Source organism: Streptomyces sp. NPDC001858 (assembly GCF_053594615.1).
The window spans coordinates 301,619-327,330 of record NZ_JBSFEV010000002.1 but is presented as its reverse complement, the minus strand read 5'-3'; the positions used below and the strand labels follow the sequence as shown (position 1 = coordinate 327,330).

The 25,712-nt window shown below is 70.6% G+C and carries 20 protein-coding genes; 8 read left to right on the top strand and 12 right to left on the bottom strand.

Annotated elements, in window-relative coordinates; translation table 11 throughout:
* Positions 1–2: 2 nt before the first annotated feature.
* From ACWCPF_RS04050 to ACWCPF_RS04030, 5 genes are all read right to left on the bottom strand, one after another.
* Positions 3–1,424: a S28 family serine protease gene (locus ACWCPF_RS04050; RefSeq protein WP_451043357.1), complete on the bottom strand. Its 1,422-nt coding sequence runs from the start codon at positions 1,422–1,424 to the stop codon at positions 3–5.
* Between the two features lie 130 nt (positions 1,425–1,554).
* Positions 1,555–1,956 (bottom strand): hypothetical protein, encoded by a 402-nt coding sequence (locus ACWCPF_RS04045; RefSeq protein ID WP_451043356.1) that lies wholly within the window; start codon positions 1,954–1,956, stop codon positions 1,555–1,557.
* Between the two features lie 285 nt (positions 1,957–2,241).
* Entirely contained in the window at positions 2,242–5,961 is a 3,720-nt protein-coding gene (locus ACWCPF_RS04040) for an ABC transporter ATP-binding protein (RefSeq protein WP_451043355.1), read from the bottom strand.
* A 127-nt stretch (positions 5,962–6,088) separates the two neighbouring features.
* Entirely contained in the window at positions 6,089–7,114 is a 1,026-nt protein-coding gene (locus ACWCPF_RS04035) for an esterase-like activity of phytase family protein (RefSeq protein ID WP_451043354.1), read from the bottom strand.
* Between the two features lie 57 nt (positions 7,115–7,171).
* A complete protein-coding gene (locus ACWCPF_RS04030; protein WP_451043353.1) occupies positions 7,172–8,026 on the bottom strand; it encodes a serine hydrolase in 855 nt (284 codons plus the stop codon).
* Positions 8,027–8,424: 398 nt separating this feature from the next.
* Here ACWCPF_RS04030 and ACWCPF_RS04025 point away from each other — a divergent pair, with 398 nt between their 5' ends.
* The 3 genes from ACWCPF_RS04025 (at position 8,425) to ACWCPF_RS04015 (ending at position 13,081) form a co-directional block, all read left to right on the top strand.
* Positions 8,425–9,648, top strand: a complete 1,224-nt coding sequence (locus ACWCPF_RS04025) for an RNA-guided endonuclease InsQ/TnpB family protein (RefSeq protein ID WP_451043352.1) — start codon at positions 8,425–8,427, stop codon at positions 9,646–9,648.
* A gap of 96 nt (positions 9,649–9,744) precedes the next feature.
* On the top strand, positions 9,745–12,063 hold the full coding sequence (locus ACWCPF_RS04020; RefSeq protein WP_451043351.1) for a glycosyltransferase family 39 protein: 2,319 nt from the start codon (positions 9,745–9,747) through the stop codon (positions 12,061–12,063).
* Positions 12,064–12,274: 211 nt separating this feature from the next.
* Positions 12,275–13,081 carry an endonuclease I family protein gene (locus ACWCPF_RS04015; RefSeq protein ID WP_451043350.1) on the top strand — a complete coding sequence of 269 codons (807 nt, stop codon included), beginning with the start codon at positions 12,275–12,277 and terminating at the stop codon, positions 13,079–13,081.
* Positions 13,082–13,167: 86 nt separating this feature from the next.
* Here ACWCPF_RS04015 and ACWCPF_RS04010 read toward each other — a convergent pair whose 3' ends face one another.
* Together ACWCPF_RS04010 and ACWCPF_RS04005 are read right to left on the bottom strand one after the other, a co-directional pair.
* Complete coding sequence (locus ACWCPF_RS04010) at positions 13,168–13,794, bottom strand: hypothetical protein (protein WP_451043349.1); 627 nt, start codon at positions 13,792–13,794, stop codon at positions 13,168–13,170.
* Between the two features lie 62 nt (positions 13,795–13,856).
* Positions 13,857–14,207: a hypothetical protein gene (locus tag ACWCPF_RS04005; RefSeq protein WP_451043348.1), complete on the bottom strand. Its 351-nt coding sequence runs from the start codon at positions 14,205–14,207 to the stop codon at positions 13,857–13,859.
* Positions 14,208–14,554: 347 nt separating this feature from the next.
* Here ACWCPF_RS04005 and ACWCPF_RS04000 point away from each other — a divergent pair, with 347 nt between their 5' ends.
* Together ACWCPF_RS04000 and ACWCPF_RS03995 are read left to right on the top strand one after the other, a co-directional pair.
* Positions 14,555–15,133 (top strand): PadR family transcriptional regulator, encoded by a 579-nt coding sequence (locus tag ACWCPF_RS04000; RefSeq protein WP_451043347.1) that lies wholly within the window; start codon positions 14,555–14,557, stop codon positions 15,131–15,133.
* Positions 15,134–15,159: 26 nt separating this feature from the next.
* Entirely contained in the window at positions 15,160–15,696 is a 537-nt protein-coding gene (locus ACWCPF_RS03995) for a hypothetical protein (protein WP_451043346.1), read from the top strand.
* A 61-nt stretch (positions 15,697–15,757) separates the two neighbouring features.
* On the opposite strand, the gene ACWCPF_RS03990 is transcribed toward ACWCPF_RS03995, so the two are convergent.
* Entirely contained in the window at positions 15,758–17,443 is a 1,686-nt protein-coding gene (locus ACWCPF_RS03990; protein ID WP_451043345.1) for a thiamine pyrophosphate-binding protein, read from the bottom strand.
* A complete protein-coding gene (speB, locus tag ACWCPF_RS03985) occupies positions 17,440–18,408 on the bottom strand; it encodes an agmatinase (protein ID WP_451043344.1) in 969 nt (322 codons plus the stop codon). Before speB ends, ACWCPF_RS03990 begins: the two co-directional genes overlap by 4 nt.
* A 174-nt stretch (positions 18,409–18,582) precedes the next feature.
* Here speB and ACWCPF_RS03980 point away from each other — a divergent pair, with 174 nt between their 5' ends.
* Together ACWCPF_RS03980 and ACWCPF_RS03975 are read left to right on the top strand one after the other, a co-directional pair.
* Entirely contained in the window at positions 18,583–20,082 is a 1,500-nt protein-coding gene (locus ACWCPF_RS03980; RefSeq protein ID WP_451043343.1) for a helix-turn-helix domain-containing protein, read from the top strand.
* Positions 20,083–20,148: 66 nt separating this feature from the next.
* A complete protein-coding gene (locus tag ACWCPF_RS03975) occupies positions 20,149–20,961 on the top strand; it encodes a phosphatase (protein WP_451043342.1) in 813 nt (270 codons plus the stop codon).
* A 147-nt stretch (positions 20,962–21,108) separates the two neighbouring features.
* On the opposite strand, the gene ACWCPF_RS03970 is transcribed toward ACWCPF_RS03975, so the two are convergent.
* From ACWCPF_RS03970 to ACWCPF_RS03960, 3 genes are all read right to left on the bottom strand, one after another.
* A complete protein-coding gene (locus tag ACWCPF_RS03970; protein ID WP_451043341.1) occupies positions 21,109–21,975 on the bottom strand; it encodes an acyl-CoA thioesterase in 867 nt (288 codons plus the stop codon).
* Between the two features lie 83 nt (positions 21,976–22,058).
* Complete coding sequence (locus tag ACWCPF_RS03965) at positions 22,059–23,216, bottom strand: acyl-CoA dehydrogenase family protein (protein WP_358805303.1); 1,158 nt, start codon at positions 23,214–23,216, stop codon at positions 22,059–22,061.
* A gap of 133 nt (positions 23,217–23,349) precedes the next feature.
* Positions 23,350–23,943: an SACE_7040 family transcriptional regulator gene (locus ACWCPF_RS03960; RefSeq protein WP_451043340.1), complete on the bottom strand. Its 594-nt coding sequence runs from the start codon at positions 23,941–23,943 to the stop codon at positions 23,350–23,352.
* A 113-nt stretch (positions 23,944–24,056) separates the two neighbouring features.
* Between ACWCPF_RS03960 and ACWCPF_RS03955 the strand changes: the two genes are divergently transcribed.
* Positions 24,057–25,709: a carboxyl transferase domain-containing protein gene (locus ACWCPF_RS03955; protein WP_451043339.1), complete on the top strand. Its 1,653-nt coding sequence runs from the start codon at positions 24,057–24,059 to the stop codon at positions 25,707–25,709.
* Positions 25,710–25,712 lie beyond the last annotated feature (3 nt).

Genomic DNA, 25,712 nt, shown 5'->3' with positions numbered 1-25,712 from the left:
CGTCAGGGACGCAGCGTCAGCTCACGCTCCATGTCCTGTGTGTCCAGCTTCGCGTCGAACTTCGCCAGGGGCTTCGCCTCGGCCACCGCGGTCGGGGCGACGCCTGCCCATTGCAGGATGCGGGCGGTGGCGAAGGCCTTCTGGTCGGGGACCAGACCTGCCACGTTGGCGCCGTGGTTCAGACCGGGGGCGGTGAAGACGTACGAGTCCTTCGCGCCCTTGTCGACACGGAACCGCTCGCTGCCCCACGGGTCGTTCTGGCCGTAGACGTAGAGCATGTGCCGGGCGTTGTGGCGGACCCAGCTGTCCACGTCACGCATGGCGGTCGGCTGGAACCTGGTCGGGATCTCGCGCGGGACGAAGTTGCGCGCCGGCTGGTAGCCGTAGCGGATGTACTTCTTCTCGATGTGCGGGAAGTGGATGTTCGGCGCGCCGAGCTGGGTGGCCGCCTGGTAGAAGTACGGCGTGTACGGCTGCAGTCCCTGGTCGGTGTAGAAGGAGAACCCGGAGATCGTGTCGATCGAGTCCCAGATCTGGTCGTCGGTCGCGGTCTTGGCGTCCGGCGGGATCAGCTCGTCCTCGTCGCAGTCGGCGATCAGCGCGTACTGCCAGAAGCCCCAGACGTAGTCGAGGACGACCGCCTCGAACGCCTTGTCGAGGCTGCCGACGGTGGTGAAGGTGTAGCCGTTCTCCGCCGCGTACGCCTCGTACTTCTTCTTCAGCGGCGCGCGGCGCACGAGCGCCTCGCGCTGGACCGCGTTCAGCCGGTCGCGGCACTCCTTGGTGCCGACCTCCGCGAAGAAGCGGTCGTAGGCCGAGTCCTCGTCGTTCACCACGTCGTTGGGGGCGACGTAGGCGACGACGCCGTCCATGTCACGCGGGTAGAAACGCTCGTAGTAGGTCGCGGTCATACCGCCCTTGGAGCCGCCCGTGGAGATCCAGTTCTTGCTGTAGATCTTCTTGAGCGCCTTGAAGATGCGGTGCTGGTCGCTCGCCGCCTGCCAGATGTCCAGCTTGGTCCAGTCGGCGGGGTCGGGGCGGGACGGCGTGAAGAAGCGGTACTCCATGGAGACCTGGTTGCCGTCGACGATCTGGGTGGGTTCGCGGCGGCTGGGGGTGGTGGAGACGTTGTAGCCGCCGGTGTAGAAGACCGTGGGGCGGCTGACGTCCTTGTGCAGCACGGTGATCCGTTGCTGGAACGTGCCCTTGGAGGGGTGCCGGTGGTCCACCGGCTGGGTGTATTCGAGGACGAAGTAGCGGTAGCCGGAGTACGGCTTCTCCTGGATCAGGCTCATGCCCGGGACGGAGAGAAGCCGGTCCTTGATGTCCGCCGGCTCCGGTTCGGCGGCGGTGGCCGCTCCCGCCGTGCTCAGCGTGCCTATGAGCACGGTGAGCGCCAGCAGCCATCTGAGCGCCTTGCGCATGCGCGTGCACCCTCCCTGTGAGACCGATGTGCCTCGCCGGAAGCTATCGGAGCAACACCGGTCGCGCCAGAGGGGCTTGACAGGCCATCAGGGACCGTCGAGGGCCATCGGGGGGACAGGCCCGAGGGGATCAGCAGGAGAACCAGGGCGAGCTGTACTTGGCGCTGCCCACCGCTCCGGTCACCCGTATGTAGCGGTGTCCCACGTAAACCCGCACCGGGGGTGAACTCCGGGTGTGCTGCCGCGACTTCGGCACGGCGACATGGCCGCGCGCCTGGAGGCTCACCGCCATCAGCCGTCTGGCGCCCGGGTTCTTCTGGACGGTGACGGCACAGACATAGCCGCCGTCCCGGTAGACCAGCACGGAGCCGGCGGAGAAGGACAGGGTGCGCACCTTGCGCCCCGGGCACGAGGAGCCGGACGCGGCCTGGGCGCTGCCCGGCGCGGCCACGGCGAGCAGTGCGGATGCGATCAGGACGACCAACCCGCCCGTCAGCCGTCGCACGGTCGTACCCCGTCTGCCTCTGCCCACGGTCCCCGTCCCTCTCCTACGTTCGCCGTACGCGATGGCCGTACTCGCGCCTGCCGTACTGATGTACGGACGCACGACATGTGTCGGATGGTTGCACGCCCGTCACCGAGACGCGCCGACCGGCTCCTCCGGCTCGGCCGCCCCGACGAAAGGCTGAACCTCCCGCTGTCGCCCTCGCACCGCTCGGCCCTGGCGGGCCTCCCGGGCTTCGGGACGACTGGCCGGACTCCGTCCGGCGGGCCGGCACAGCAACCGCACCGCTCGACGGCACCGGTCCGAACCGGGTCACACCGCCGCAGGCTCATCCTCGCCGACGAACGTCCGCCACAGCGCGGCATAGCTTCCGCCGAGGCGGAGCAACTCCTCGTGCGTGCCGTCCTCCTCCACCCGGCCGTGGTTCATCACGACGACGCGGTCCGCGCGGGCGGCCGTGGTGAGGCGGTGGGCGACCACCAAGGTCGTGCGGCGGCCTGCCAGCCGGTCCGTGGCCTGGTTGACCTGGGCTTCCGTCGCCAGGTCCAGGGCCGCCGTCGCCTCGTCGAGGAGCAGGACGTCCGGGTCGACGAGTTCGGCGCGGGCCAGCGCGATCAGCTGGCGCTGGCCCGCGGAGAGGTTGCGGCCGCGCTCGGCGACCTCGTGGAGGTAGCCGCCGTCGAGCGTCGCGATCATCTCGTGCGCGCCGACCGCCCGCGCCGCCGCCTCCACCTCGGCGTCGCTCGCGGCCGGACGGCCGTAGGCGATGGCGTCGCGGATCGTGCCGGGGAAGAGATACGCCTCCTGCGGGACGACGCCCAGCCGGTGGCGGTACGAGGTGAGGTCGAGGGACCTGATGTCCGTGCCGTCCACCGTCACCCGGCCGCCCGTCGGGTCGTAGAACCGCGCCACCAGCTTCACCAGGGTGGACTTGCCGGCGCCGGTCTCGCCGACGAACGCGACCGTCTGACCGGCCGGGATCCGCAGCTCGATGCCTCGAAGCGCCTCCTCCTGCGCGCCGTACGCGAAGTGCACGTCCTCGAAGGCGATCTCGCCGCGCAGCGAGAGCACTTCGAGGGGCTCGTCGGCCGTCTTCGTGGACGTCGGCTCCCGGAGCAACTCCTGGATGCGGCCGAGCGACACCGTCGCCTGCTGATAGCCGTCGAAGACCTGGGAGAGCTGCTGGACGGGGGCGAAGAACAGGTCGATGTAGAGGAGATACGCGACCAGCGCGCCGGTGGTCAGCGTCGCCGCGTCCACCCGTCCCGCGCCCGCGATCAGGACCGCCGCGGCCGCTGCCGACGACAGCAGCTGCACGAACGGGAAGTAGATCGAGATGAGCCACTGGCCCCGGATGCGCGCCCTGCGGTAGCTGTCGCTGTGCTGGGCGAACCGGATCGCGCCGTCGCCCTCGCGCCGGAAGGCCTGCACGATCCGCAGCCCGGACACCGACTCCTGGAGGTCGGCGTTGACCGTCGACACCCGCTCGCGGGCGAGTTCGTACGCCTTCACGCTCGCCCTGCGGAAGAAGTAGGTGGCGATGATCAGGGGCGGCAGCGTCGCGAAGACGACCAGCGCGAGCTCCACGTCGATGACCAGCAGGGCGACCATGATGCCGAAGAAGGTGACGACCGAGACGAACGCGGTGACCAGGCCGGTCTGCAGGAACGTCGACAGCGCGTCCACGTCCGTCGTCATCCTGGTCATGATCCGGCCGGTCAGCTCCCGCTCGTAGTAGTCGAGTCCGAGCCGCTGGAGCTGGGCGAAGATCTTCAGGCGGAGGGCGTAGAGGACGCGTTCGCCGGTGCGGCCGGTCATCCGGATCTCGCCGGACTGCGCGATCCACTGCACCAGCACGCCGAGCAACGCGAGCAGCGAGGCCGCCCAGACGGCGCCCAGCGCCATCCGTGTCACGCCCTGGTCGATGCCGTGCCGGATCATCACCGGCAACAGCAGGCTCATCCCGGCGTCGACGGCGACCAGGCCGAGGCTGACGAGCAGGGGCGCGCCGAAGCCGCGCAGCAGCCTGCGCAGACCATAGGACTCCTCCGGCCGGACCGCCTGCCCCTCGTCGACCTGGGGGGTGTCGACGGCCGGGGGCAGCGCTTCCACCTGGGCGAGGAGTTCGGGGGTGGCCGGCGAGTCGGCGAGGGCCGTGTCCTTCGGCTGTCGGTCGCCGGTCCACAGCCGGGGGGTCACCCCGCGCTCGGCGTCGAACTCGGCGTCCAGCTCGTCGCGGACGGAGGTGTCCTCGCTCGGCTCCACCGGCCGGGTGTGGCCGGGCGAGACGCCGCCGAGCTCGTCGGGGTCGGTGAGCAGCCGGCGGTAGAGCGGGGAGCGCCGCTGCAGCTCCTCGTGGGTGCCGAGGTCGGCAAGCCGGCCGGCGTCGAGGACGGCGATGCGGTCGGCGAGGTTGAGGGTGGAGCGGCGGTGCGCGATGAGGAGGGTCGTGCGGCCCTCCATGACGTGCTTGAGGGCCTCGTGGATCTCGTGCTCGACGGCCGCGTCCACGGCGGAGGTGGCGTCGTCGAGGACGAGCAGGCGCGGGTCGGTGAGGATCGCGCGGGCGAGCGCGACGCGCTGGCGCTGGCCGCCGGAGAGGGTGAGGCCGTGCTCGCCGACCGTCGTGTCGTAGCCGTGCGGCAGCTCGGCGATGAAGCGGTCGGCCTGGGCGGCGCGGGCGGCGGCCTCGATCTGCTCCTGGGTGGCGTCGGGACGGCCGTAGGCGATGTTGGCGCGGACCGTGTCGGAGAACAGGAAGGAGTCCTCGGGGACCAGTCCGATCGCGGCGCGCAGCGAGTCGAGGGTGAGCTCGCGGACGTCATGGCCGCCGATCAGGACCGCGCCCCGGGTGACGTCGTAGAAGCGGGGGAGGAGGAGGGCGACGGTGGACTTGCCCGAGCCCGAGGAGCCGACGACCGCGAGGGTCTCCCCCGGGCGGATCTCGAAGGTGAGCCCGTCGAGCACCGGGTGGTCGGGGTCGTAGCCGAACGCGACGTCGTCGAACTCGACGGCGGCGGGGGCGTCGGCCGGGAGTTCCTTCCCGCCGTCCCGCATGAACGGTTCGGTGTCGATCAGCTCCAGGACGCGTTCGGTGCCCGCGCGGGCCTGCTGGCCCACCGTGAGGACCATGGCGAGCATCCGGACCGGGCCGACGAGCTGGGCGAGGTAGGTGGAGAAGGCGACGAACGTGCCGAGGGTGATGTGCCCGCGCACGGCGAGCCAGCCGCCGAGCGCCAGCATGGCGACCTGGCCGAGGGCGGGGACGGCCTGGAGGGCGGGGGTGTACTTGGAGTTCAGGCGGATCGTGCGCAGCCGGCCGGCGAACAGCCGGCGGCCGACCTCGGCCAGCTTCCCGGTCTCCTGGTCCTCCTGCCCGAAGCCCTTCACCACGCGGACGCCGCTGACGGCGCCGTCGACCACGCCCGCCACCGCCGCCGCCTGGGCCTGGGCGTACCAGGTGGCGGGGTGGAGCTTGGTGCGGCTGCGCTTGGCGATGTAGGCGAGGGCGGGCGCGACGGCCAGGGCGACCAGGGTGAGCGGGAGCGACAGCCACGCCATGATCACCAGGGAGATCAGGAAGAGGAGGAGGTTCCCGATCGTCATCGGGAGCATGAAGAGCAGGCCCTGGATGAGCTGGAGATCGCTGGTGGCGCGGCCGACGACCTGGCCGGTGGACAGCTCGTCCTGGCGGCGGCCGTCGAGCCGGGTGATCGTCTCGAACATCTCGGTCCGCAGGTCGTGCTGGACGTCGAGGGCGAGCCGGCCGCCGTAGTAGCGGCGGACGTAGGTGGCGGCGTAGACGAGCACGGCGGCGCCGATCAGGGCTCCCGCCCAGGGGGCCATGTCACGGGTGTGGCCGACGATGACGTCGTCGATGATCACCTTGGTGACCAGCGGGACGACCGCCATCACGGCCATGCCGGCGAGGGAGGAACCGAGCGCGAGGACGACGTCCGTCGGGTGGCGCCAGGCGTACTGGACCAGCCTGCGCGCCCATCCTCGCGGTTTCTCCCCCTGTTGCACTGCCACGCCGATGCCCTCCGTCAGCCCTGCATCTCAGCCCTGATCTTCCGGAAGGCACCAACGCGAAATGAAGCGGATTTCATCCCTCCGCAACAATGGGGGCAGTGGGTGATCGGACGTGCACCCGCTGATGTCAGACGCGTACCCGCAGGTAGTAGAAGCGGGTGGTCTGGGTCGCGCCCTGGTTGTCGTCGCTGACCAGGAGGACCTTGAGACGGCCGCGCTCGCCGCCGGTGACGACCATGCCCTCGATGTTGTCCAGGAGGGGGTTCGGCTGGGGCTGCTTGGCCGTGGCTCCCAGTGACGGGCAGGTCACGATGTCGGTGAGCAGCGTCTTCTTGATCGGGCGGACGTCGTCCTGCCCGGTCAGCTGCTCGATGCCGGTCGTGTTCGTGGCGTGGCGCGGGTCGGCCAGGTAGAGGCGGACCGTGTTGCCGACGCCGGCGGTGAAGCCGCGCTCCAGGACCAGGAGGCGGCCGTCGGGGGTGGCCTGCACCTCGGGGACGCCGAGGCCGGCGTCGGTGCGGTAGGCGTACTGGGCGCCGAGCCTGAAGTGATCGCCCTTGGTGCGCTGCCAGGTCTGGAAGCGGACGATGCCCGCGCTGTCCCCGGAGATCGCGTACTCCATCGACGCGAGGAGGGTGCGGCCGCCGGGGAGGAGGGTGAGGCCCTCGAAGGTCTGGTTGACGGTGGCCCGCCCGGCGGGGGCGACCAGGAGCGAGGACGGCACCGGCAGGCGGTCGAGGATCTGCCCGTCGGCGCTGTAGCGGCGGACGGACGGCTCGGTCTCGGAGGTGATCAGCCGGGTGCCGTCCCGGTCTATGACCAGGCCCTCGGAGTCGAGGGCCGCGCCGTTCTCGTCGGCGAGCGGCACGACCTTCTTCGGGGCGAGGGTTGTGGCGTTCAGGCCGAAGAGGGAGGAGCGGTCGGAGAGGGCCGCGAGGGAGCCGTCCCGGTCGACGGCGAGGGCGGAGAAGTTGCCGACGAAGGTTCCGTCGTAGGTCGTCTTGTCGAGGGCGTCGGAGAAGCGGTCGAGGGAGACGGACGGCGAGCAGGCGTACCTTGCGGCGGGGTGGGCGTTCGCGGGCCCGGCGGCGGTGAGTGCGGTGGCCGCCGCCAGGCCGGCGGTGAGGGTGGCGAGTACGGTTCGCAGGCGCATGCACGTCACCGTAGGACCGACCGGTGACGTGCGGTGGGACAGCGCGTAAAAGCTCGCTCAGGACGCGGCGAGATCCTTGTGGACGACCTTGGCGACGCCCTGGATGGTCGCGATGCCGTAGTTCATCGTGCTGTTGCCGTGCGTCAGGACGCTGATCATGTAGTCGTGGCCGCCGCCCTTGAAGGTGCCGACGCTGTGCACCCGCCAGCCGTGCGTGGCACGCGACAGCCAGCCGTTCTTGACATGCCAGGAGACGTTCGCGGGCCGCCCGTACGGCGTGCCCCAGCGCTGTGTGGAGACGACCTGGCCCATCAGCGTGTTGACGTAGGCGCGCGAGGCGTCGGTGAGGACCGCGTTCTTGGCCGTGAGCAGCTTCATCAGCTTCTGCTCGTCGGTGACGGTGATCTGGGTCAGGCCCCAGTAGCCGTTCGCGCCCGGCTTGGTCTGCGTCATCTTCGCGGCCGTCAGGAAGCCCTTGATCTTCGTCAGGCCGAGCTGCTTCCACAGGGTGGTGGTGGAGGCGTTGTCCGACTTGGTGATCATGGCCTTGGCGAGGGTCTTCTCACGGCTCGTCAGCGCGCGACGCGTTTTCTGCGCGTCCCACAGCAGTGCGGAGAGGACGGTCACCTTGACGACGCTGGCCGAGTCGTACGCCGTCGAAGCGCGCAACGTGCAGGTCGTGTTGGTGGTGCGGTCGTAGACGCCGACCGCGACCGTGCCCTTGCGGGCGGCGAGCGCGGCGGTGATGTCCTTCTTCAACTTGGCCGCCAGCCCGGCCTTGGCCGACGTACAGGTGACGACGGGCGTGGCCGCCGTGGCGGGTGCGGCGGTGGCCACGCCGGTTATGAGAACGCCGGTGCCGAGCGCGATGGCGGCCAGCGCCCTTCTGCGTTTGGAAGTTCGGTGAGTCATACACGATATGACTCACCAGTTCGTACGAACGGTTGCGCGATTGGCCGAATGTACTGGCGAGGATCTTGGTGAACGCCTGGGCAACCCGTGACCCGCCCCAGTGCCTTTTCACCGCCCTCTTGCGAGGATGCCCCGGCGTTCACGCCGGGGAGGAATCGCATCCCGGTGTCGCGGCGTGGAGCGCCGCCGCCTCTGGCTTGTGGGCGCGGAGCGTTCGCACTCAGCCGACGGAGCCGGGGAAATGCGAACGTGTGTGCCGGTGGTCGCCGGTGGGAGTGGTGATGGCGCGATCGGGGTGCGGGTGTGCGGTTGTCGCACGTACGGTCCCCTGTGCAAGGCGTCAACGGGCTGTGGCCTTTCGGTCCGAGGACCGTGGAGGGGGTGAGGGTGTGACGGGAGTGAGGGCGGTCGCAGAGGAAGCCGGGCATGCCCGGTGGACGTTCCGCCTGCGCGTGTCGTCCACCGCACTCGCCGCGCTGACGGACGAGTGGAGCCGGTGCCGGTGGCTGTGGAACGAGAGCGTGGCCAAGTCCCGGCAGGTCCACGCCCACAACCAGACCCGGCCCGAGGGCGTCGGCAGGCAGACGTGCGGTCCGGCACAGCTGGACCGGATGCTGACCGAGGCCCGTGCCCGTACTCCTTGGCTGCGGGAGGGCAGCTCGGTACCGCAGCAGCAGATCATCCGCGACTTCGGGAAATCCCGGGCGAAGGCGCACAAGGACATCCGCGAGCGCCTCCCGCAGCGGCAGCGGGCCGGGATGCCGGGGTGGAAAAAGAAGCACGAGGCGCTGCCGAGCCTGAACTACACGAAACGCGGGTTCCGGCTGAAGGACGGCCGTCTGCACCTGGCCGGGGGCATCGTGGTGACGGTGGTGTGGTCACGGGAACTGCCGGCCGAGCCGTCCTCGGTGCGCGTGTACCGGGACAGCCTCGGGCACTGGTACGCCTCGTTCGTCGTCCCCGCCCAGGTCCAGCCCCTGTCGGAGACCGGCCGGGTGATCGGGGTCGACTGGGGCGTACGCGAGATCGCGACCACCACGTCCGACGCCCACGACCTCCCCCACGCCCAGCACGGGAAGAAGGCCCAGGCACGGCTGTCGAAGTACGACCGCATGACGGCCCGGCGCAGACCGAAGAAGGGGCAGGCCGGGACCAAGGGCTACCGGGAGGCGAAGAAGTGGCGGGCGAAGACCTACGCGAAGATCGCCCGGCAGCGTCAGGACACCGGCCGTAAATGGGCCAAGCGCGTGGTCCGCGACCACGACGCCCTGGCGGTGGAGGACTTCCGCCCGAAGTTCCTCGCGAAGTCGACGATGGCCCGCAAGGCCGCTGACGCCGCGATCGGCGCCACCAGACGAGCCCTGACCGAAATAGCCCGCAAGCACGGCCGGATCGTGCACCTGGTGCACCCGGCCCACACCACGATGGACTGCGCGCAGTGCGGAGCGAGAGCCAAGCACGCACTGCCGCTGTCGGAACGAACGTACACCTGCACCGCGTGCGGAGCCGTCTCCCCCAGAGATAAGAACTCCGCCCGCGTGATGCTCGTCCGGGCTGGTCTCAACCCGGCTGACGCAGAAGGCGTAAGACCCCCGGGAGCGCTGCTCCCAGAGGCAGCCTGAGTCAGGAATCCCCCTAATTCATGAGGGGGAGGATTCAAAGGTTGCGGCCAGCCTCGGCACAGCAATCACCCACAACCGGCGGACAGCATCCGCAGGGTGACATCAGCCACCGATCCGCACCCCCACCCGACCGTGTCCCCCGACTGGGCCCCGCCGACGGCGACCACCGCGGCGCCGCCACCGGCGCCGGACGACAAGGCGCCACGCTGGTCGCTCCCCGCACTGCTCGCGATCCTGGCCCTCGCGGCCGTGCTCTACGGCTGGAACCTGTCGGGCAACAGCCTCAACAGCTTCTACAGCGCCGCGATCTACAGCGGCACGCAGAGCTGGAAGGCATGGTTCTTCGGCTCGCTCGACGCCGGGAACTTCATCACCGTCGACAAGCCGCCCTTCGCGCTCATGATCATGGGCCTGTCCTGCCGGATCTTCGGCTTCGGCACCTGGCAGATGATGGCGCCCGAGATCGGGGCGGCCCTGGGCACGATCTGGATCCTGCACTCCTCCGTGAAGCGGGTGTTCGGACACGCGGCCGCGGCCGTCGCCGCGCTGGTGCTCGCGCTGACGCCGATCACCGTCGCCATCAACCGCGACAACAACCCCGACACGATCCTGGTGCTGCTGATGGTCGCGGGCGCCGCGCTCGCGCTGCGCGCCACGCGCGACGACCGACTGCTGCCGCTCATCGGCTCGGCGGTGTGCTTCGGCCTCGCCTTCAACACCAAGATGCTCCAGGGCTACATCGCCCTGCCCGCCGTCTTCGCCGTGTACGTGTACGCGTCGAAGCTGGGCTGGAAGAAGAAGGTCGTCAACCTCGCGCTGGCGGCGGTGGCACTGGCCGTCTCCAGCTTCTGGTGGGCGGCGGCCGTCTCCCTCGTCCCCGCCGACGACCGCCCGTACATCGGCGGCTCGACCGACGGCAGCGCCTGGGACCTGATCATGGGCTACAACGGCCTCGGCCGGGTCCTCGGCGGCGAGGGCAACGGCGGCGGCGGGGGCGGGGGCGGCGGAGGCGGCACGTTCGCCGGGACGGCCGGCCTCGGCCGGATGTTCAACGACGTCCTCGGCGGCCAGATCTCCTGGCTGATCCCCTTCGCGGGCCTCGCGTTCGTCGCCGGCCTGGTGCTGTGCGGCCGGGCCGCGCGCACCGACGTCACCCGGGCCGCGCTGCTGCTCTGGGGCGGCTGGCTCGCACTGCACTACCTGACCTTCGCCATGGCCGAGGGCACCATGCACCCGTACTACACGACCGCGCTCGCCCCGGGCATCGCGGCGCTGTGCGGGGGCGGCGGCGTCATGCTGTGGCGCGCCTTCCGCGGCGGCGACGCCCGCTGGTCGTGGGTGCTGCCTGCGGGGCTGGTGGTCACCGCCGTCTGGGCGATCGTGCTGCTGCGCCGCGCCACCGACTGGAACACCTGGCTGTGGCCGGCGATCGGGGCCCTCATGGCCGTGGCGGTCGTGGGTCTGTTCGTGCTGAGGTCCGCGAGCTCCGGCACCCGGCTGCGGCTGCTCGGCGCGTCCGTCGTCGCGGCGATCGTGGCGGCCCTCGCGGGTCCGACCGCGTACGCCGCCTCGCCGGCCTTCGGCTCTAGCGGCGGCATGATGGGCGGCACCAACCCGACCGCGGGCCCGTCCACCGGCGGCGGCATGGGCGGCCCCGGCGGCGGGGGCGGCGGAGGCCGGGGCGGCGGCAACGGCGGCGGCCCGGGCGGCCAGACGCCGGGCGGCACGCAGGCCGGCGGCCAGGCGGGCGGCGAGTTCCCCGGCGGCGGCAACGGCCAGCAGAACCCGGGCGGCGGCGCACCCAGCGGCGCGCCGAGCGGTCAGGACGGCCAGAACGGTCAGGACGGTCAGGACGGCCAACAGGGCGCTGCGGGTGGGGAGTTCCCCGGCGGCGGCACGGCTCCGGGCGGCGGGACCGGCGGTGGACCCGGCGGCGGGGGCGGCGGAGGCATGGGCGGCGGAGGCGGAGGCGGTGGCGGTATGGGCGGCGCGGACAGCCAGCTCGTCTCGTACCTGGAGAAGAACCAGGACGGCGCCAAGTGGCTGATCGCGGTGTCCAACTCGCAGAGCGCGGGGCAGCTGATCCTCAGCTCCGGCAAGCCGGTCATCTCCATGTGGGGCTTCACCGGCTCCGACCAGGCGATGACGCTCGCCAAGCTCAAGGAGCTGGTGAAGAAGGGTGAGCTGCACTACATCCAGCTCGGCGGCGGCGGAATGGGCGGCAACAGCAGCCTGAACCAGGAGATCACCACCTGGGTCCAGAAGAACGGGACGGCGGTGAAGGAGAGCGACTACAACTCGACGTCGGAGTCGGAGTCGGAATCGACCTCCGAAACAGACACCTCGTCGTCGTCCTCGTCCTCCTCGTCCAACACGTCCACGGTCTACCGGCTGGACGCCTCGGACGTGAGCTGACCGGTACGACGCCAACGGCCCCTGACGAAATGGTCAGGGGCCGTTTCCGTCCGTTCTCCGCGCGTTGTCGGTGCATCAACTCGCGTAGACAAGCGGCGATTTGCCGGTTCCCGTCATCTGATGGACATGTCAGATTCATTGCCATGACCGCATGTGCATGTCACTCTCCCGATTGCCGCCTCCAATCAACCCGCGTAGATCGGACTCCCACATGCTGGCGACACGCATACGCCGATGGAAGTCGGTGGCGCTTGCCACCGCTGCCGTCCTGGTCGGTCTCACCGCGTCCACGCTCACCGCGACCCCCGCCGCGGCGACGACGACGGCCTACGACGCGACGTACTACAAGAACGCGGTCGGCAAGACGGGTACGAGCCTGAAGTCGTCCCTGCACACGATCATCAGCGCCAACGTCACGAAGATCTCGTACTCCGCGGTCTGGGACGCCCTGAAGGTCACCGACCAGGACCCCAACAACAGCAGCAACGTGCTCCTGCTGTACAGCGGCGTCTCGCGCAGCAAGTCCCTCAACGGCGGCGACGTCGGCGACTGGAACCGCGAGCACACCTGGGCCAAGTCGCACGGCGACTTCGGCGAGGCGATCGGCCCCGGCACCGACCTGCACCACCTGCGCGCCTGCGACGTCCAGGTCAACAGCATCCGCGGCAACCTGGACTTCGACAACGGCGGCAGCGCGGTCACCAACGGCGGCGGCAGCACCGTCGACTCCGATTCCTTCGCACCGCGCGCCGCGGACCGGGGCGACGTGGCCCGCATCATCCTCTACATGGCCGTCCGCTACGAGGGCGACGACGGCTGGCCCGACCTGGAGCCCAACGAGAAGGTGGCCAACGGCAGCAACCCGTACATGGGCAAGCTCTCCGTCCTGAAGGCCTGGAACGAGGCGGACCCGCCGAGCGCCTTCGAGGAGCGACGCAACCAGGCGATCTACGACACCTACCAGCACAACCGCAACCCGTTCATCGACCACCCGGAGTGGATCGAGGCGATCTGGTAGGACACGGCACCGTCCACCTCACGCCAGGGCCCTCCCGGAGTGCTTCCGGGAGGGCCCTGTGCCATGCGCGGCTTGGTGGATCGCAGTCATTTCCCCTTTTCGGCGACGACTGCGTGGTGGTCCAATCTGTCCAGCACCGCGAGCCATGAGTGGCTGTCCGCTTCAGACACGCCGCAGCCCGCGAGAATCGCCTTCAAGTGGACCAGGGTGAGCTTGCGTCTGCCGGTGAGAACCGCGTGCAGGCTGCTGTGCGAGTACATACAGCTCCGTTCGGCCATCTCCCGGAGCGAGCAGCGCTGGAAAGCCTGAAGCTCGCCGAGTGTGGCCAGGAGTTGCGCATACGTGCCGATCGCGCCCGGGGCCGTCAAGCCTCCGCTCTTGGTCCAGCAGTCGCGTGCGCGACGACGTGGCCCTTCTTGAGGGCCGTCCGGCTCCTGCATGCAGCGAACCTGCCGCTGCAGCCGGGTCCATTTCTCGATCCACTGAGCAGGGTTCTCCTCGCAGGCGCCCAGCCATGCGCTCGCGGTCCTCCACGACATGCGCGGGTCGCCGTTCTGCGCCTTGGACAGCGAGCCCTCGGACACTCCGCCGACCTCGGCCATGTTCTTGAGCGTGGGATTGCCGGCGCGTTTGCGTGCGTCGCGGAGTTCACGAGCGAAGTTGACGAATGGATCCTTGCTACGACGCGGCAGCGGGGATGAAGTGCGGGCCACAGTGTCACTCCCTCGGCCCGAGGCCGGGCGCCGGGTCACACTCCCGGCGCCCGACGGTGGACTCAGAGGAGATGCTTGGCCAGTTGCACCGCGACGAAGCCGGCCCCGGCGATCGCGCAAAGGGCCACGGCGACCTCCCAACCGAGCATGACGAGGGTGATCATGCTTCCCAGGACGATGACCAGCAGAACCAGCATCGCGTACGGCGAGCGATTCGCCGACGTGGTGGTGGTGTTCGGGACAGGGGTCGCCAGTACCGGCACGACACCGCCATAGGCAGGCGGCATCCCGGACTGCATCGGGGACGCCATCACATACATCGGCGAGAACGGCGCGGGACCGTTCTCGGCCTGCGTGGAATGCACTTCCGCGCTTTCGGAGTTGGACGCGTCGGAATGATGCGTGGTGGCCATACGGCAGCTCCACTATGGTCAGGTGGCTCGGACAAGGACTTTTCCGTTCAGCGTCTGCGCGGATTGCCGTCCGCGATGAGGCGACACTGCCAGCCATGGAATCGGTAGACGAACTATCCGTCAAGTTCGCCTGGTGTCAACGCAGTACAGATCTGAAAGATGGTCGTCGCATTCTCAAGTCCCGCACATGTCGGGCGTTCACAGCAATGCGCTTCACCGGAGCCGACCCGGGCACACTCCGCGCGCGGGGCCGAGGGCTATTCTTCAAGACGCGTTTCGCACCTGACATGCGCAGTTGCCAAACGACCGGGAAGTGAGCATCAATAGACCCAGCACCAGCTCTACATATGTCGCTCGACACATGTAGAGGATCACCCGCGTGTTCCCGGTCTGACGGCTCGGACAAGGCGCAACACGGGAAAGCGTGCAGCCATGACCTGTTGCCGCAGGTCAGGCCCGGTGGCGTACCGGCTGGGACTGGTACGCCACCGATCGCGCACCTCGGCAGCACGAACCTGTTCGAGCGTCAGCTCCAACACCGCCTGCGGGCCGGCGAGATCTGCCTGGAGCAAGGTGCGAGGCATTCACTGCATGTAGGATTCCGAGCCGTGAAGCTAACACCTCAAATGGAGCGGGTCCTAGAGGTTCTCCTTCAAGATCCAACCGCCCCGCGCTACGGTTACGAGCTCATGAAGTCCGCGAGCCTGGCCAGCGGCACCCTGTATCCGATCTTGAATCGCCTTCTCGATCATGAGTGGGTGGTCTCTGCCTGGGAGACGCCCAAGGAAGGGCAGCGGCCCCGCCGCTACTACAAACTCACTCCCCACGGTACGCAAGCCGCCCGTTTGCAACTCGCTCAGTCGCATTCGAAACGGCCCTGGGAACGTCCGGTACCATCCGTTCACCCAATCGGTGGAGGTGCTTGATGAACCAGCACCGGAGGGAAAAGACGTTGCGAATCGCAGAGCGGCTGATCCGCATGACGTGCCGCGCCTTGCCGAGGGCTGAACGCGCCGAGCGCGAGGAAGAGTGGCTCGCCGAAGCCGAAGCAGTCTCCCTGGACCCGGACTTCCGCTTCCAAGTCCAACGAACCGCTGCGGTCCTGCGGTTCGCGCTGAGCCTGTCCGCCCTGCCGCTTCGGTCGCTCACGATGCGCCGTAAGCCGACGCCGCACGACAAGTCACGTACCGTCCGCTACTGCCTGGTCGCCGTCGGAGCCACCGCCAGCGCCGCCGTGAGTGCCTTGGCGGACATCACCGCGACTACGGTCGTCACGACCGTCTGCGTCACCATCGCCATCGCCATCGCCATCGGCAACCGTGCGAACAGCGCGGCTTCCCTGGTCGCCCTGACGGCCGCCCTCGTCACCCTCGTCGCAGCCGGAGTCGTCACCGACGGTGTCTTCGTCAGCGTCGCGACCGGCACGATCGCCACCGTTGTCGCGACTCGCTTCGCCGACGTCATGGGCCATCGCCGCAGTCTCCGGTGATGACCCACTTCGTCGAAGCGGTCGGTCCGTGTCGACGACTTCGTCTTCCGAACCCTTCTGTTCAGCCCAGGTGCGTCGGGGCGAACATCCGCAGGACCGCGGGCAGTACGACCACGGACGGACCAGGTTCGTTCAGCGCCTTGGCCAGATCGTCGCGCAGGGTCTCCGGGGACGTCCGTACCGCCGGGACGCCGAAGGATTCTGCCAGGGCCGTGTAGTCGGGGCGGGTCAGTTCCGTGGCTGTCGTCTCGCCGAAGGCTTCCGTCAGGTATTCGCGCAGGATGCCGTAGCCGCCGTCGTCGATGATCAGCCAGGTCACCGGCAGGTCGTGCTGCTTCGCTGTGGCCAGTTCGGCGATGGAGTACAGGGCGCCGCCGTCGCCGGAGACGGCCAGCACGGGCTTGGTCGGGTCTGCCACCGCGGCCCCGATCGCCGCCGGGAAGCCGTAGCCCAGGCCGCCGGCGCCCTGGGCGGAGTGCATGTGGTTGGGGCCCTTGGCGTCGAACGCCGACCACGCCCAGTACGCCAGGACGGTCATGTCCCAGAAGGACGGGGAGGTTGCCGGAAGCGCTGCTCGGACCGACGCCAACACCTGTTGTTCCAGGGTGAGTTCCTGGGCCGCAATGCGGTCGGCCACCTTCGCCAGGACCTCGCGGACGCGCTCCGGGGCCGCCTCGTCCGCCCGGTCCGACACCGTCTCCAGCAGGGCCTGCAGAGCGAGGCGGGCGTCCGCGTGGATGCCGAGGGCCGGGTGGTTTGACTCCAGTTTGCCGAGGTCCGCCTCGATCTGGATGACCCGGCCGCGGGGCTTGAACGTGTGGTAGTTGGACGAGAGTTCGCCGAGGCCCGAGCCCACCACCAGGACTACGTCGGCGTCCTCCAGGAAGTCCGTGGTGTGGCGGTCCTCGATCCAGGACTGGAGGGAGAGCGGGTGCTGCCACGGGAAGGCGCCCTTGCCGCCGGGGGTGGTGACCACGGGGGCCTGGATGCGCTCCGCGAGCCGGCGCAGCTTCTTCGACGCGTCCGCCCGGACCACTCCCCCGCCCGCGATGATCACCGGGCGGGCGGCACGGGACAGCAAGTCGGCCGCCACCGCCGTCAGTTCGGGGCGGGGCGGGAGTTCCTCCGGGAAGGCGTCGCCTCCGGTCACCACCGGGATGGCCGTCTCGGCGAGCAGGACGTCCTGCGGGATCTCCACCCACACGGGGCCGTGCGGGGCCGTCAGCGCCGACTTCCAGGCCGCCTCGATCGCGGACGGGATCTGGGACTGGGCGCGGACCGTGTGGACGGACTTCACCACGCCCCTGAACGACGCCTGCTGGTCCGGGAGTTCGTGGAGGTAGCCGTGCCGGCCGCCGCCCAGGCCGGCGGTGGGGACCTGGCTGCTGATCGCCAGTACCGGGGCGGAGGCCGAGGCCGCCTCCTGGAGGGCCGCAAGGGCGGTCAGCGCGCCCGGGCCTGTCGAGAGCAGCAGCGGGGCCGCTTCCCCGGTGATCCTGCCGTACGCGTCCGCCGCGAAGCCCGCGTTGTTCTCCACCCGCAGGCCGATGTAGCGCAGCGAGGAGCGGCGCAGCGCGTCGAACATGCCGAGCGCGTGCTGGCCGGGCAGGCCGAAGACCGTCGTCGTGCCGAGCGCGGCCAGGGTCTCCACGACCAGGTCTCCGCCGATGCGGCCCGCAGGGGGGTTCAGCGCCGCCTCCGTCTGGGCGGGCGTCGGGCGGAGTTCCAGGTCGTGGTCGTGGGTCACTTCGGGCGAGCCTCTGCAATCTGGCGGGACATGATCGTGGTCAGTTCGTACGCCGTGTGGGACGCGGCCACCGACGTGATCTCCGCGTGATCGTACGCGGGGGCCACCTCGACGACGTCCGCGGAGACCAGGTTGCAGGACGCCAGGCCGCGCAGGATCTCCAGGAGCTCGCGGGAGGTCATGCCGCCGGCCTCGGGGGTGCCGGTGCCGGGGGCGTGCGCCGGGTCGAGGCAGTCGATGTCGATGGAGATGTAGAGCGGGCGGTCGCCGATGCGCTGGCGCAGCTGGTCGGCGATCTCGTCCACCCCGCGCCTCATGACATCCGCGGACGTCACGATGCCGAAGCCCATCTTCGCGTCGTCGGTCAGGTCCTGCTTGCCGTAGAGGGGGCCGCGGGTGCCGACGTGGGAGAGGGCCTCGGTGTCGAGGATGCCCTCCTCCACCGCCCGGCGGAACGGCGTGCCGTGCGTGTACTCCGCGCCGAAGTAGGTGTCCCACGTGTCGAGGTGGGCGTCGAAGTGGAGCAGGGCCACGGGGCCGTGCTTCTTCGCGACCGAGCGCAGCAGCGGGAGCGCGATGGTGTGGTCGCCGCCGAGGGTCATCAGCCGGGCGCCGGTGCCGAGCAGGTCGTCCGCCGCCGCCTCGATCGTCTCCACGGCCTCGTGGATGTCGAACGGGTTCACCGCGATGTCGCCGCCGTCCGCGACCTGGGCGAGGGCGAAGGGGGAGGCGTCCTGCGCGGGGTTGTACGGCCGCAGCAGCCGGGACGCCTCGCGGATCGCGTTGCCGCCGAAGCGGGCGCCCGGGCGGTAGGAGACGCCGGAGTCGAAGGGCACGCCCACCACGGCGACGTCGGCGCGGCCGACCTCGTCGAGCCGGGGCAGCCGGGCGAAGGTCGCGGGGCCCGCGTACCTCGGGATGCGGGAGGAGTCGACGGGGCCGCGGGGCGTCTCGTTGCCGCTCATGGTCGTATGCCTGCTTTCTCTCACTTCGTCGCCTGGTCCGACATCGAACTTCTCTCGCTTCGCAGCCGGGGCCGACATCGAACTTCTCTCGCTTCGCAGCCGGGTCCGATATCGAGCGTAGGTGGCGGGAGAGCCGGCACGAAGTGTACGTTTCCACCATCTGAGGGGCAGGCAATGGAGGGATCGCACACCATGGCGGAGCAGCCGGCCGTTCCTCTCACTCCTCCGGTGCCCCTCGCCGCCCTCCTGGCCCGGGAGGATCTCGCCCTGCGCCAGATCGCCGGGCCCGCCGCTCCCGGTGTCGTGCTGCACGGGGCGCACGCCTCGGAGATGACCGACCCGTACCCGTATCTGCTGGGCGGCGAGCTGCTGCTGACGGCGGGGGTGCACCTGCCGGACGCCTCCGCGTGGGACTCCTACCTCGACGACTACGTGACGCGGATCGTCGCCGGCGGCGGTGCGGCCCTCGGGTTCGGGGTGGCGCCGGTGCACGACACGGTGCCGGAGGCGCTGGTCGCCGCCTGCGAGGCGCACGGGCTGCCGCTGCTGGAGGTGCCGCCGCGGACGACCTTCGCGGCCGTCGCCCGGGCCGTCTGGCAGCTGATGGAGCGCGCCCGCACGGCCGAGCTGCGCCGGGTGACGGAGGCCCAGGCGAGTCTCGCGGCGGCCGCCTCCCGGCCGGACCCGGTCCCTGCCGTGCTGCGGCAGCTGGCCCAGCGGGTCGCGGGGCGCGCGGTGCTGTACGGGCCGGAGGGGGCGGAGATCGCGGGGGCCGGGCAGGCGTCCCCGGACGACCTTCCCCTCGCCGACCTCGCCCGTATCCTCACCGCCCGGGCCTCGGCCGCGCCCTCCGCGACCGCCACCGCCAGCGACACCGCGCCCTCCGGCGTCCATCTCGCCGCCTACGCGCTGGGCGCCGGTCAGGGGTTCGTGCTCGGGGTCGCGGCGCCCCGGCGGGACCCCGGCGACCATGCCATCGCCTCCGTCGCCGCCGTGCTGCTCGCCCTCCTCACCGGCGAGCAGCAGAGCGGCTCGGGCGCGGCGCGCTCCTCCGCGCTCGTCCGGCTGCTGCTGGGCGGCGCGCCGGAGGAGGTGGCGTCGCTGCTCGGCGGGGAATCCGGTCAGCGGTGGCTCGTCGTGCACGCCCGGCCCGAGGCGCAGGCGCCCGACCCGGTGGCGGCCTCGGCGCTGGGGACGGCGCTCGGGTCGCCGCTGGTGGACCTGGCCGCCGACGTCGTCCGGGTCCTGGTGCCGGCCGACCGGACGCCGGGGCCGCAGCCGGGCTGGACGCTCGGCGTCAGCGCGGCGGCGGACCCCTCCGGCTGGCCGGCCGCCGACGCGCAGGCGGCCCGCGCGCTGGCCCGGGCCCGCGCCACCCGCGCGGCCCTCGTCCGGCACGGTTCCGGCGCCGGTCTGCTCGACCTGCTGCCGCAGGACGAGGCCCGCGCCCACGCCCGGACGCTCCTCGCCCCGCTCGCCGCGAGCGCTCCGCTCAGCGAGACCCTGCGCACCTGGCTCTCCCTGCACGGCAGCTGGGACCGCACGGCGGTGGCGCTGTCCGTGCACCGCAACACCGTGCGGCAGCGGATCGCCCGCTGCGCGATTTTGCTGGGGACGGATCTGGACGATCCCGACGTACGGATGGAGCTGTGGTTCGCGTTGAAAAATCAGTGAGTGACGCGTATCCCAGCGGCCGGAACAGCCACGACGTGCACAGCCCGCTGCCTCACAATGGAAACCATGCCGATACCCGGGACGCCCAGCCGCGCCGAACTCGTCGACCACCTCGTCAGAACCCGTATCGCAGGTGATGTCGCCACACCGCGCGAGAACAACCTCTCCCACTACCGCCAACTGGCCAACGGCGTCCGCAACTTCTGGCTCGGCCTGGAACTCGGCGACCGCTGGAGCGACGAGCAGGACGTGCTCGCGGTGATGGCGGAGCGGGTCGGCGTGAACGACGATCCCGAGTACCGCTACGGCCAGGACACCATCGACCCCGAGCTGACGGTCGACGGCCTGGACCGGCTGGCGGCCCGGCTGCGCAAGGCGGCCGAGGGACGGCAGCGGGTCCTCTTCGCCACCGGGCACCCCGGCGGCCTGCTCGACGTGCACCGGGCCACGGCCGCCGCGCTGCGCTCGGCCGGCTGCGAGATCGTCGTCATCCCGGAGGGGCTGCAGACGGACGAGGGGTACGTCTGGCAGCTCGCCGACGTGGCCGTCCTCGAACACGGGGCCAGCCTGTGGCACACCCACTCGGGCGAGCCGATGAAGGCCATCCTGACCGCGCTGGAGCGCGAGGGCCGCCCGCTGCCCGACCTCGTCGTCGCCGACCACGGCTGGGCGGGCTACGCGGGCCGGCACGGCGTGGACTCCGTCGGGTACGCCGACTGCAACGACCCGGCGCTGTTCATCGCGGAGGCGGAGGGCACCGTCCAGGTGGCGGTCCCCCTGGACGACCACGTCGTCAGCCCGCGCCACTACGACCCGATGGTCGCGTACCTCCTGGCCGAGGCGGGCCTCGGCGAGGAAGCGGAGTCCGAGCAGGGCTAGGCGGGTCGGGCGAGGTCGGCGGCGGTTCGGCAGCGCCCCTTTGGGGGCGCGGGGCCGCATCGACTTGCGGCCCCGCCGCGGGGCGCGGCCGGCCACGACGGCGCCGCAGCGGAACGACGGCATATCGCGGCACTACCAGCGGAGCGCTCAGCGCGGAGCGCGGACCACGCCTTCCTGGATCACTGATATCGCGAGGCTGCCGTCCTGCGTGTAGATGCGGGCCTGGCCGAGGCCGCGGCCGCCGTGCGCGGACGGCGACTCCTGGTCGTACAGGAGCCACTCGTCGGCGCGGAACGGGCGGTGGAACCACATCGCGTGGTCCAGGGACGCCCCGACGACGTCACCCACCGCCCAGCCGCCGCGGCCGTGCGCGAGGAGGACCGAGTCGAGGAGCGTCATGTCGGAGACGTAGGTGGCGAGGACGACGTGCAGCAGAGGGTCGTCGGCCAGCTTGCCGTTGGCGCGGAACCAGACCTGGGAGTGCGGCTCGCGCGGCTCGCCGTAGCGGCCGTACGGCGGCTCGTCGACGTACCGCAGGTCGACGGCCTCGCGCGATTCCAGGAACCGCTCGACGATCTCGGGGGCGAGGTGGCCGTAGCCGCGCAGCCGCTCTTCCGAGGTGGGCAGGCCTTCCGGGTCCGGGGCGGGCGGCATGGGGGCCTGGTGCTCGAAGCCCTCCTCGTACCGCTGGAAGGAGGCGGACAGCGCGAAGATGGGCTGTCCGTGCTGGACCGCGAGGACCCGGCGCGCGGTGAACGAACGGCCGTCGTTCATCCGGTCGACCGTGTAGACGATGGGCGCGCCCGGGTCGCCGGGGCGCAGGAAGTACGCGTGCAGGGAGTGGGCGAGACGGTCCTCGGGGACCGTCCGTCCGGCCGCGACCAGCGCCTGCGCCGCGACCTGCCCGCCGAAGACGCGCGGGACGACGGCGGAGCGGGACCGGCCGCGGAAGATGTTCTCCTCGATCTGCTCCAGGTCGAGCAGATCGAGGAGATCCTGAAGTGCCTGGCCCATGCAGCCATTTCTACTGGTCAGTAATTTCCGTGTCCTTACAGACCCGTGTCCTTACAGACCCGTGTCCTTACAGGCCTGTGTCCTTACAGGCCCATGTCCTTCGCGATGATCGACTTCATTATCTCGCTGGTGCCGCCGTAGATGCGGTTGACCCGGTTGTCCGCGTACAGGCGGGCGATCGGGTACTCGTTCATGAAGCCGTAGCCGCCGTGCAGCTGGAGGCAGCGGTCGATGACGCGGTGGGCGACCTCGGTGCAGAACAGCTTGGCGCTGGCGGCCTCGGCCGGGGTCAGCTCACCGGCGTCGAGCGCCTCCGTGGCGCGGTCGGCGACGGCCTCGGCCGCGTCCACCTCGGCCTGGCAGGCGGCCAGCTCGAACTTGGTGTTCTGGAACGCGGCGACCGGCTGGCCGAAGACGACGCGGTCCTGCACGTACTGCTTGGCGAACCGGACCGCGGCCTTGGCCTGCGCGTACGCGCCGTAGGCGATGCCCCAGCGCTCGGAGGCGAGGTTGTGGCCGAGGTAGTAGAAGCCCTTGTTCTCCTCGCCGAGGAGGTCCTCGACGGGCACCTTGACGTCGACGAACGCCAGCTCCGCGGTGTCGGAGGTCTTCAGGCCGAGCTTGTCCAGCTTGCGGCCGACGGAGTAGCCCTCGGCCTTGGTGTCCACGACGAAGAGGGAGATGCCGTGGCGGCGGTCCTCGGCGGTGGGCGCGGAGGTGCGGGCGCAGACGATCATGCGGTCGGCGTGCACACCGCCGGTGATGAAGGTCTTGGAGCCGTTGAGGACGTAGTGCGTGCCGTCCTCGGAGAGCTTGGCGGTGGACTTCATGCCCGCGAGGTCGGAGCCGGTGCCCGGCTCGGTCATCGCGATCGCCCACATCTCCTCGCCGGAGACGAACTTCGGCAGGAAGCGCTTCTTCTGCTCGTCGGTGGCGAGCAGCTTGATGTACGGCAGGCCGAGCAGCACGTGCACGCCGGAGCCGCCGAAGGAGACGCCCGCGCGGGCGGTCTCCTCGTACAGGACGGCCTCGAACTTGTAGGAGTCGATGCCGGCGCCGCCGTGCTCCTCGTCGACGCGGATGCCGAAGACGCCCAGCTCGGCGAGCTTGTAGTAGAAGTCGCGCGGCGCCTGGCCGGCCGCGAACCACTCGTCGTAGACCGGGACGACCTCGGCCTCGATGAAGGCCCGCAGGGTCTCCCGGAACGCCTCGTGATCCTCGTTGAACACCGTACGGCGCACCGCCGCCACCTCCACCTGGCTCAAGGGTCCATATCTAAGCGCTTGCTCAGACTTTCACCGTACCGGCGGGTAGGGAGAGGCGTCCAGGGGGGTCGGTCCGTAACGCTCGTCACTCCACCCCGCACCTCGGCCGTCACTCCCGCGCCGCCGCGAAGGCCCCCCGCGCCATCCGGTGCAGCAGGCGCGCGGTGGTCGCGCGGCCCGGCAGGGAACCCGGTCGGCCGAGGTGCGGGGTGGAGTTCAGCAGGCCGAAGACGGAGTGCACCGCGGAGCGGGCCGCGGGCTCGGCGAGGCCCGGGTACACGGCGCGCAGGACCTCCACCCACAGCTCGACGTACTGCCGCTGGAGCTGGCGGACCAGCTTGCGGTCGCTGTCGCGCAGGCGGTCCAGCTCGCGGTCGTGCAGGGTGATCAGGGGACGGTCGTCGAGCGCGAAGTCGATGTGGCCTTCGATGAGCGAGTCGAGGACCGCCGCCGCAGGACCCCCGTCGGCCTCCGCCAGGCGGCGCTTCGCGCCCGTCAGGAGCTGGCCGCTGATGCCGACCAGCAGCTCCGCGAGCATCGCGTCCTTGCCCGGGAAATGCCGGTAGAGCCCGGGGCCGCTGATGCCGACCGCGGCTCCTATCTCGTCGACCCCGACCCCGTGGAACCCGCGCTCGGCGAAGAGCCGCGCGGCCTCCTTGAGGATCTGCTCGCGGCGGGTGGGGGCGTCGGTTCTCGTGGCCATGGAGGCAATTCTAGACAGGGGCGTTAGCGGTCGTTAACCTGGAGGAACTGGTTAACGCTCATTAACAGCGATCACTGGGTGAACCGGGTGGACCGGGTGAGGGGACCGCGAGGATGGAAGAGGCACCGGAGCTGACGAGTGATGGGGGTGCCCCCGCGCGAGTCCTTTCGAGCGTGGGGGAGGACCCCGCCTCGCAGGCCTGGCAGGCCAACGAGCAGGCGCACCGCGCGCTCGTGGACGAGCTGCACGGCAAGCTGGCCGCGGCCCGCCTCGGCGGCGGGGAGCAGGCGCGGGCGCGGCACACCGCGCGCGGGAAGCTGCTGCCCCGGGACCGCGTGGACACCCTGCTGGACCCCGGGTCGCCGTTCCTGGAGCTGGCCCCGCTGGCCGCCGACGGGATGTACGAGGGACAGGCCCCGGCCGCCGGGGTCATCGCCGGGATCGGGCGCGTCGCCGGGCGCGAGTGCGTGGTCGTCGCCAACGACGCCACCGTCAAGGGCGGCACCTACTACCCGATGACGGTGAAGAAGCATCTGCGGGCCCAGGAGGTCGCCCTGGAGAACCGGCTGCCGTGCCTCTACCTGGTGGACTCCGGGGGCGCCTTCCTGCCCATGCAGGACGAGGTGTTCCCGGACCGGGAGCACTTCGGGCGGATCTTCTACAACCAGGCCCGGATGTCCGGGGCCGGGATCCCGCAGATCGCGGCCGTGCTGGGCTCGTGCACGGCGGGCGGCGCCTACGTCCCGGCCATGAGCGACGAGGCGGTCATCGTCCGCGGCCAGGGCACGATCTTCCTGGGCGGGCCCCCGCTGGTGAAGGCCGCCACCGGCGAGGTCGTCACGGCGGAGGAGCTCGGCGGCGGTGAGGTCCACGCGCGCGTGTCGGGCGTGACCGACCATCTGGCGGAGGACGACGCGCACGCGCTGCGCATCGTCCGGAACATCGTCGCCACGCTCCCCGCGCGCGGGCCGCTCCCCTGGTCGGTCCGGCCGTCCGTCGAGCCCAAGGTCGACCCCTACGGGATCTACGGCGCCGTCCCCGTCGACTCCCGTACCCCCTACGACGTACGGGAGGTCATCGCGCGCGTGGTGGACGGCTCCCGGTTCGCGGAGTTCAAGGCCGAGTTCGGGCAGACCCTGGTCACCGGCTTCGCCCGGATCCACGGCCACCCGGTGGGCGTCGTCGCCAACAACGGCATCCTGTTCTCCGAGTCCGCCCAGAAGGGCGCCCACTTCATCGAGCTGTGCGACCAGCGCGGGATCCCGCTGGTGTTCCTGCAGAACATCTCCGGGTTCATGGTCGGCAGGGACTACGAGGCCGGGGGCATCGCCAAGCACGGCGCCAAGATGGTGACGGCCGTGGCGTGCACGCGCGTGCCGAAGCTGACGGTCGTGGTCGGCGGTTCGTACGGCGCCGGGAACTACTCGATGTGCGGCCGGGCCTATTCACCCCGGTTCCTGTGGATGTGGCCGGGCGCGAAGATCTCCGTCATGGGCGGCGAGCAGGCCGCGTCCGTCCTCGCGACCGTCAAGCGCGACCAGCTGGAGGGCCGCGGGGAGTCCTGGCCGGCGGAGGCCGAAGACGCCTTCAAGGCGCCGATCCGCGCGCAGTACGAGCGCCAGGGGAACGCCTACTACGCCACGGCCCGCCTCTGGGACGACGGTGTGATCGACCCGCTGGAGACCCGGCAGGTGCTGGGCCTGGCCCTGACCGCCTGCGCCAACGCGCCACTGGGAGACCCCCAGTTCGGCGTCTTCCGGATGTGAGGA

Excerpts from the sequence above, each read along its gene's own strand:
- ACWCPF_RS04050 (WP_451043357.1), bottom strand. The coding sequence starts at position 1,424 with ATGCGCAAGGCGCTCAGATGGCTGCTGGCGCTCACCGTGCTCATAGGC.
- ACWCPF_RS04035 (WP_451043354.1), bottom strand. The coding sequence starts at position 7,114 with ATGCGCCTGCGAACCGTACTCGCCACCCTCACCGCCGGCCTGGCGGCG.
- ACWCPF_RS04030 (WP_451043353.1), bottom strand. The coding sequence starts at position 8,026 with ATGACTCACCGAACTTCCAAACGCAGAAGGGCGCTGGCCGCCATCGCG.
- ACWCPF_RS04015 (WP_451043350.1), top strand. The coding sequence starts at position 12,275 with ATGCTGGCGACACGCATACGCCGATGGAAGTCGGTGGCGCTTGCCACC.
- ACWCPF_RS04005 (WP_451043348.1), bottom strand. The coding sequence starts at position 14,207 with ATGGCCACCACGCATCATTCCGACGCGTCCAACTCCGAAAGCGCGGAA.
- ACWCPF_RS04000 (WP_451043347.1), top strand. The coding sequence starts at position 14,555 with ATGTCGCTCGACACATGTAGAGGATCACCCGCGTGTTCCCGGTCTGAC.
- speB (WP_451043344.1), bottom strand. The coding sequence starts at position 18,408 with ATGAGCGGCAACGAGACGCCCCGCGGCCCCGTCGACTCCTCCCGCATC.
- ACWCPF_RS03980 (WP_451043343.1), top strand. The coding sequence starts at position 18,583 with ATGGAGGGATCGCACACCATGGCGGAGCAGCCGGCCGTTCCTCTCACT.
- ACWCPF_RS03975 (WP_451043342.1), top strand. The coding sequence starts at position 20,149 with ATGCCGATACCCGGGACGCCCAGCCGCGCCGAACTCGTCGACCACCTC.
- ACWCPF_RS03970 (WP_451043341.1), bottom strand. The coding sequence starts at position 21,975 with ATGGGCCAGGCACTTCAGGATCTCCTCGATCTGCTCGACCTGGAGCAG.
- ACWCPF_RS03960 (WP_451043340.1), bottom strand. The coding sequence starts at position 23,943 with ATGGCCACGAGAACCGACGCCCCCACCCGCCGCGAGCAGATCCTCAAG.
- ACWCPF_RS03955 (WP_451043339.1), top strand. The coding sequence starts at position 24,057 with ATGGAAGAGGCACCGGAGCTGACGAGTGATGGGGGTGCCCCCGCGCGA.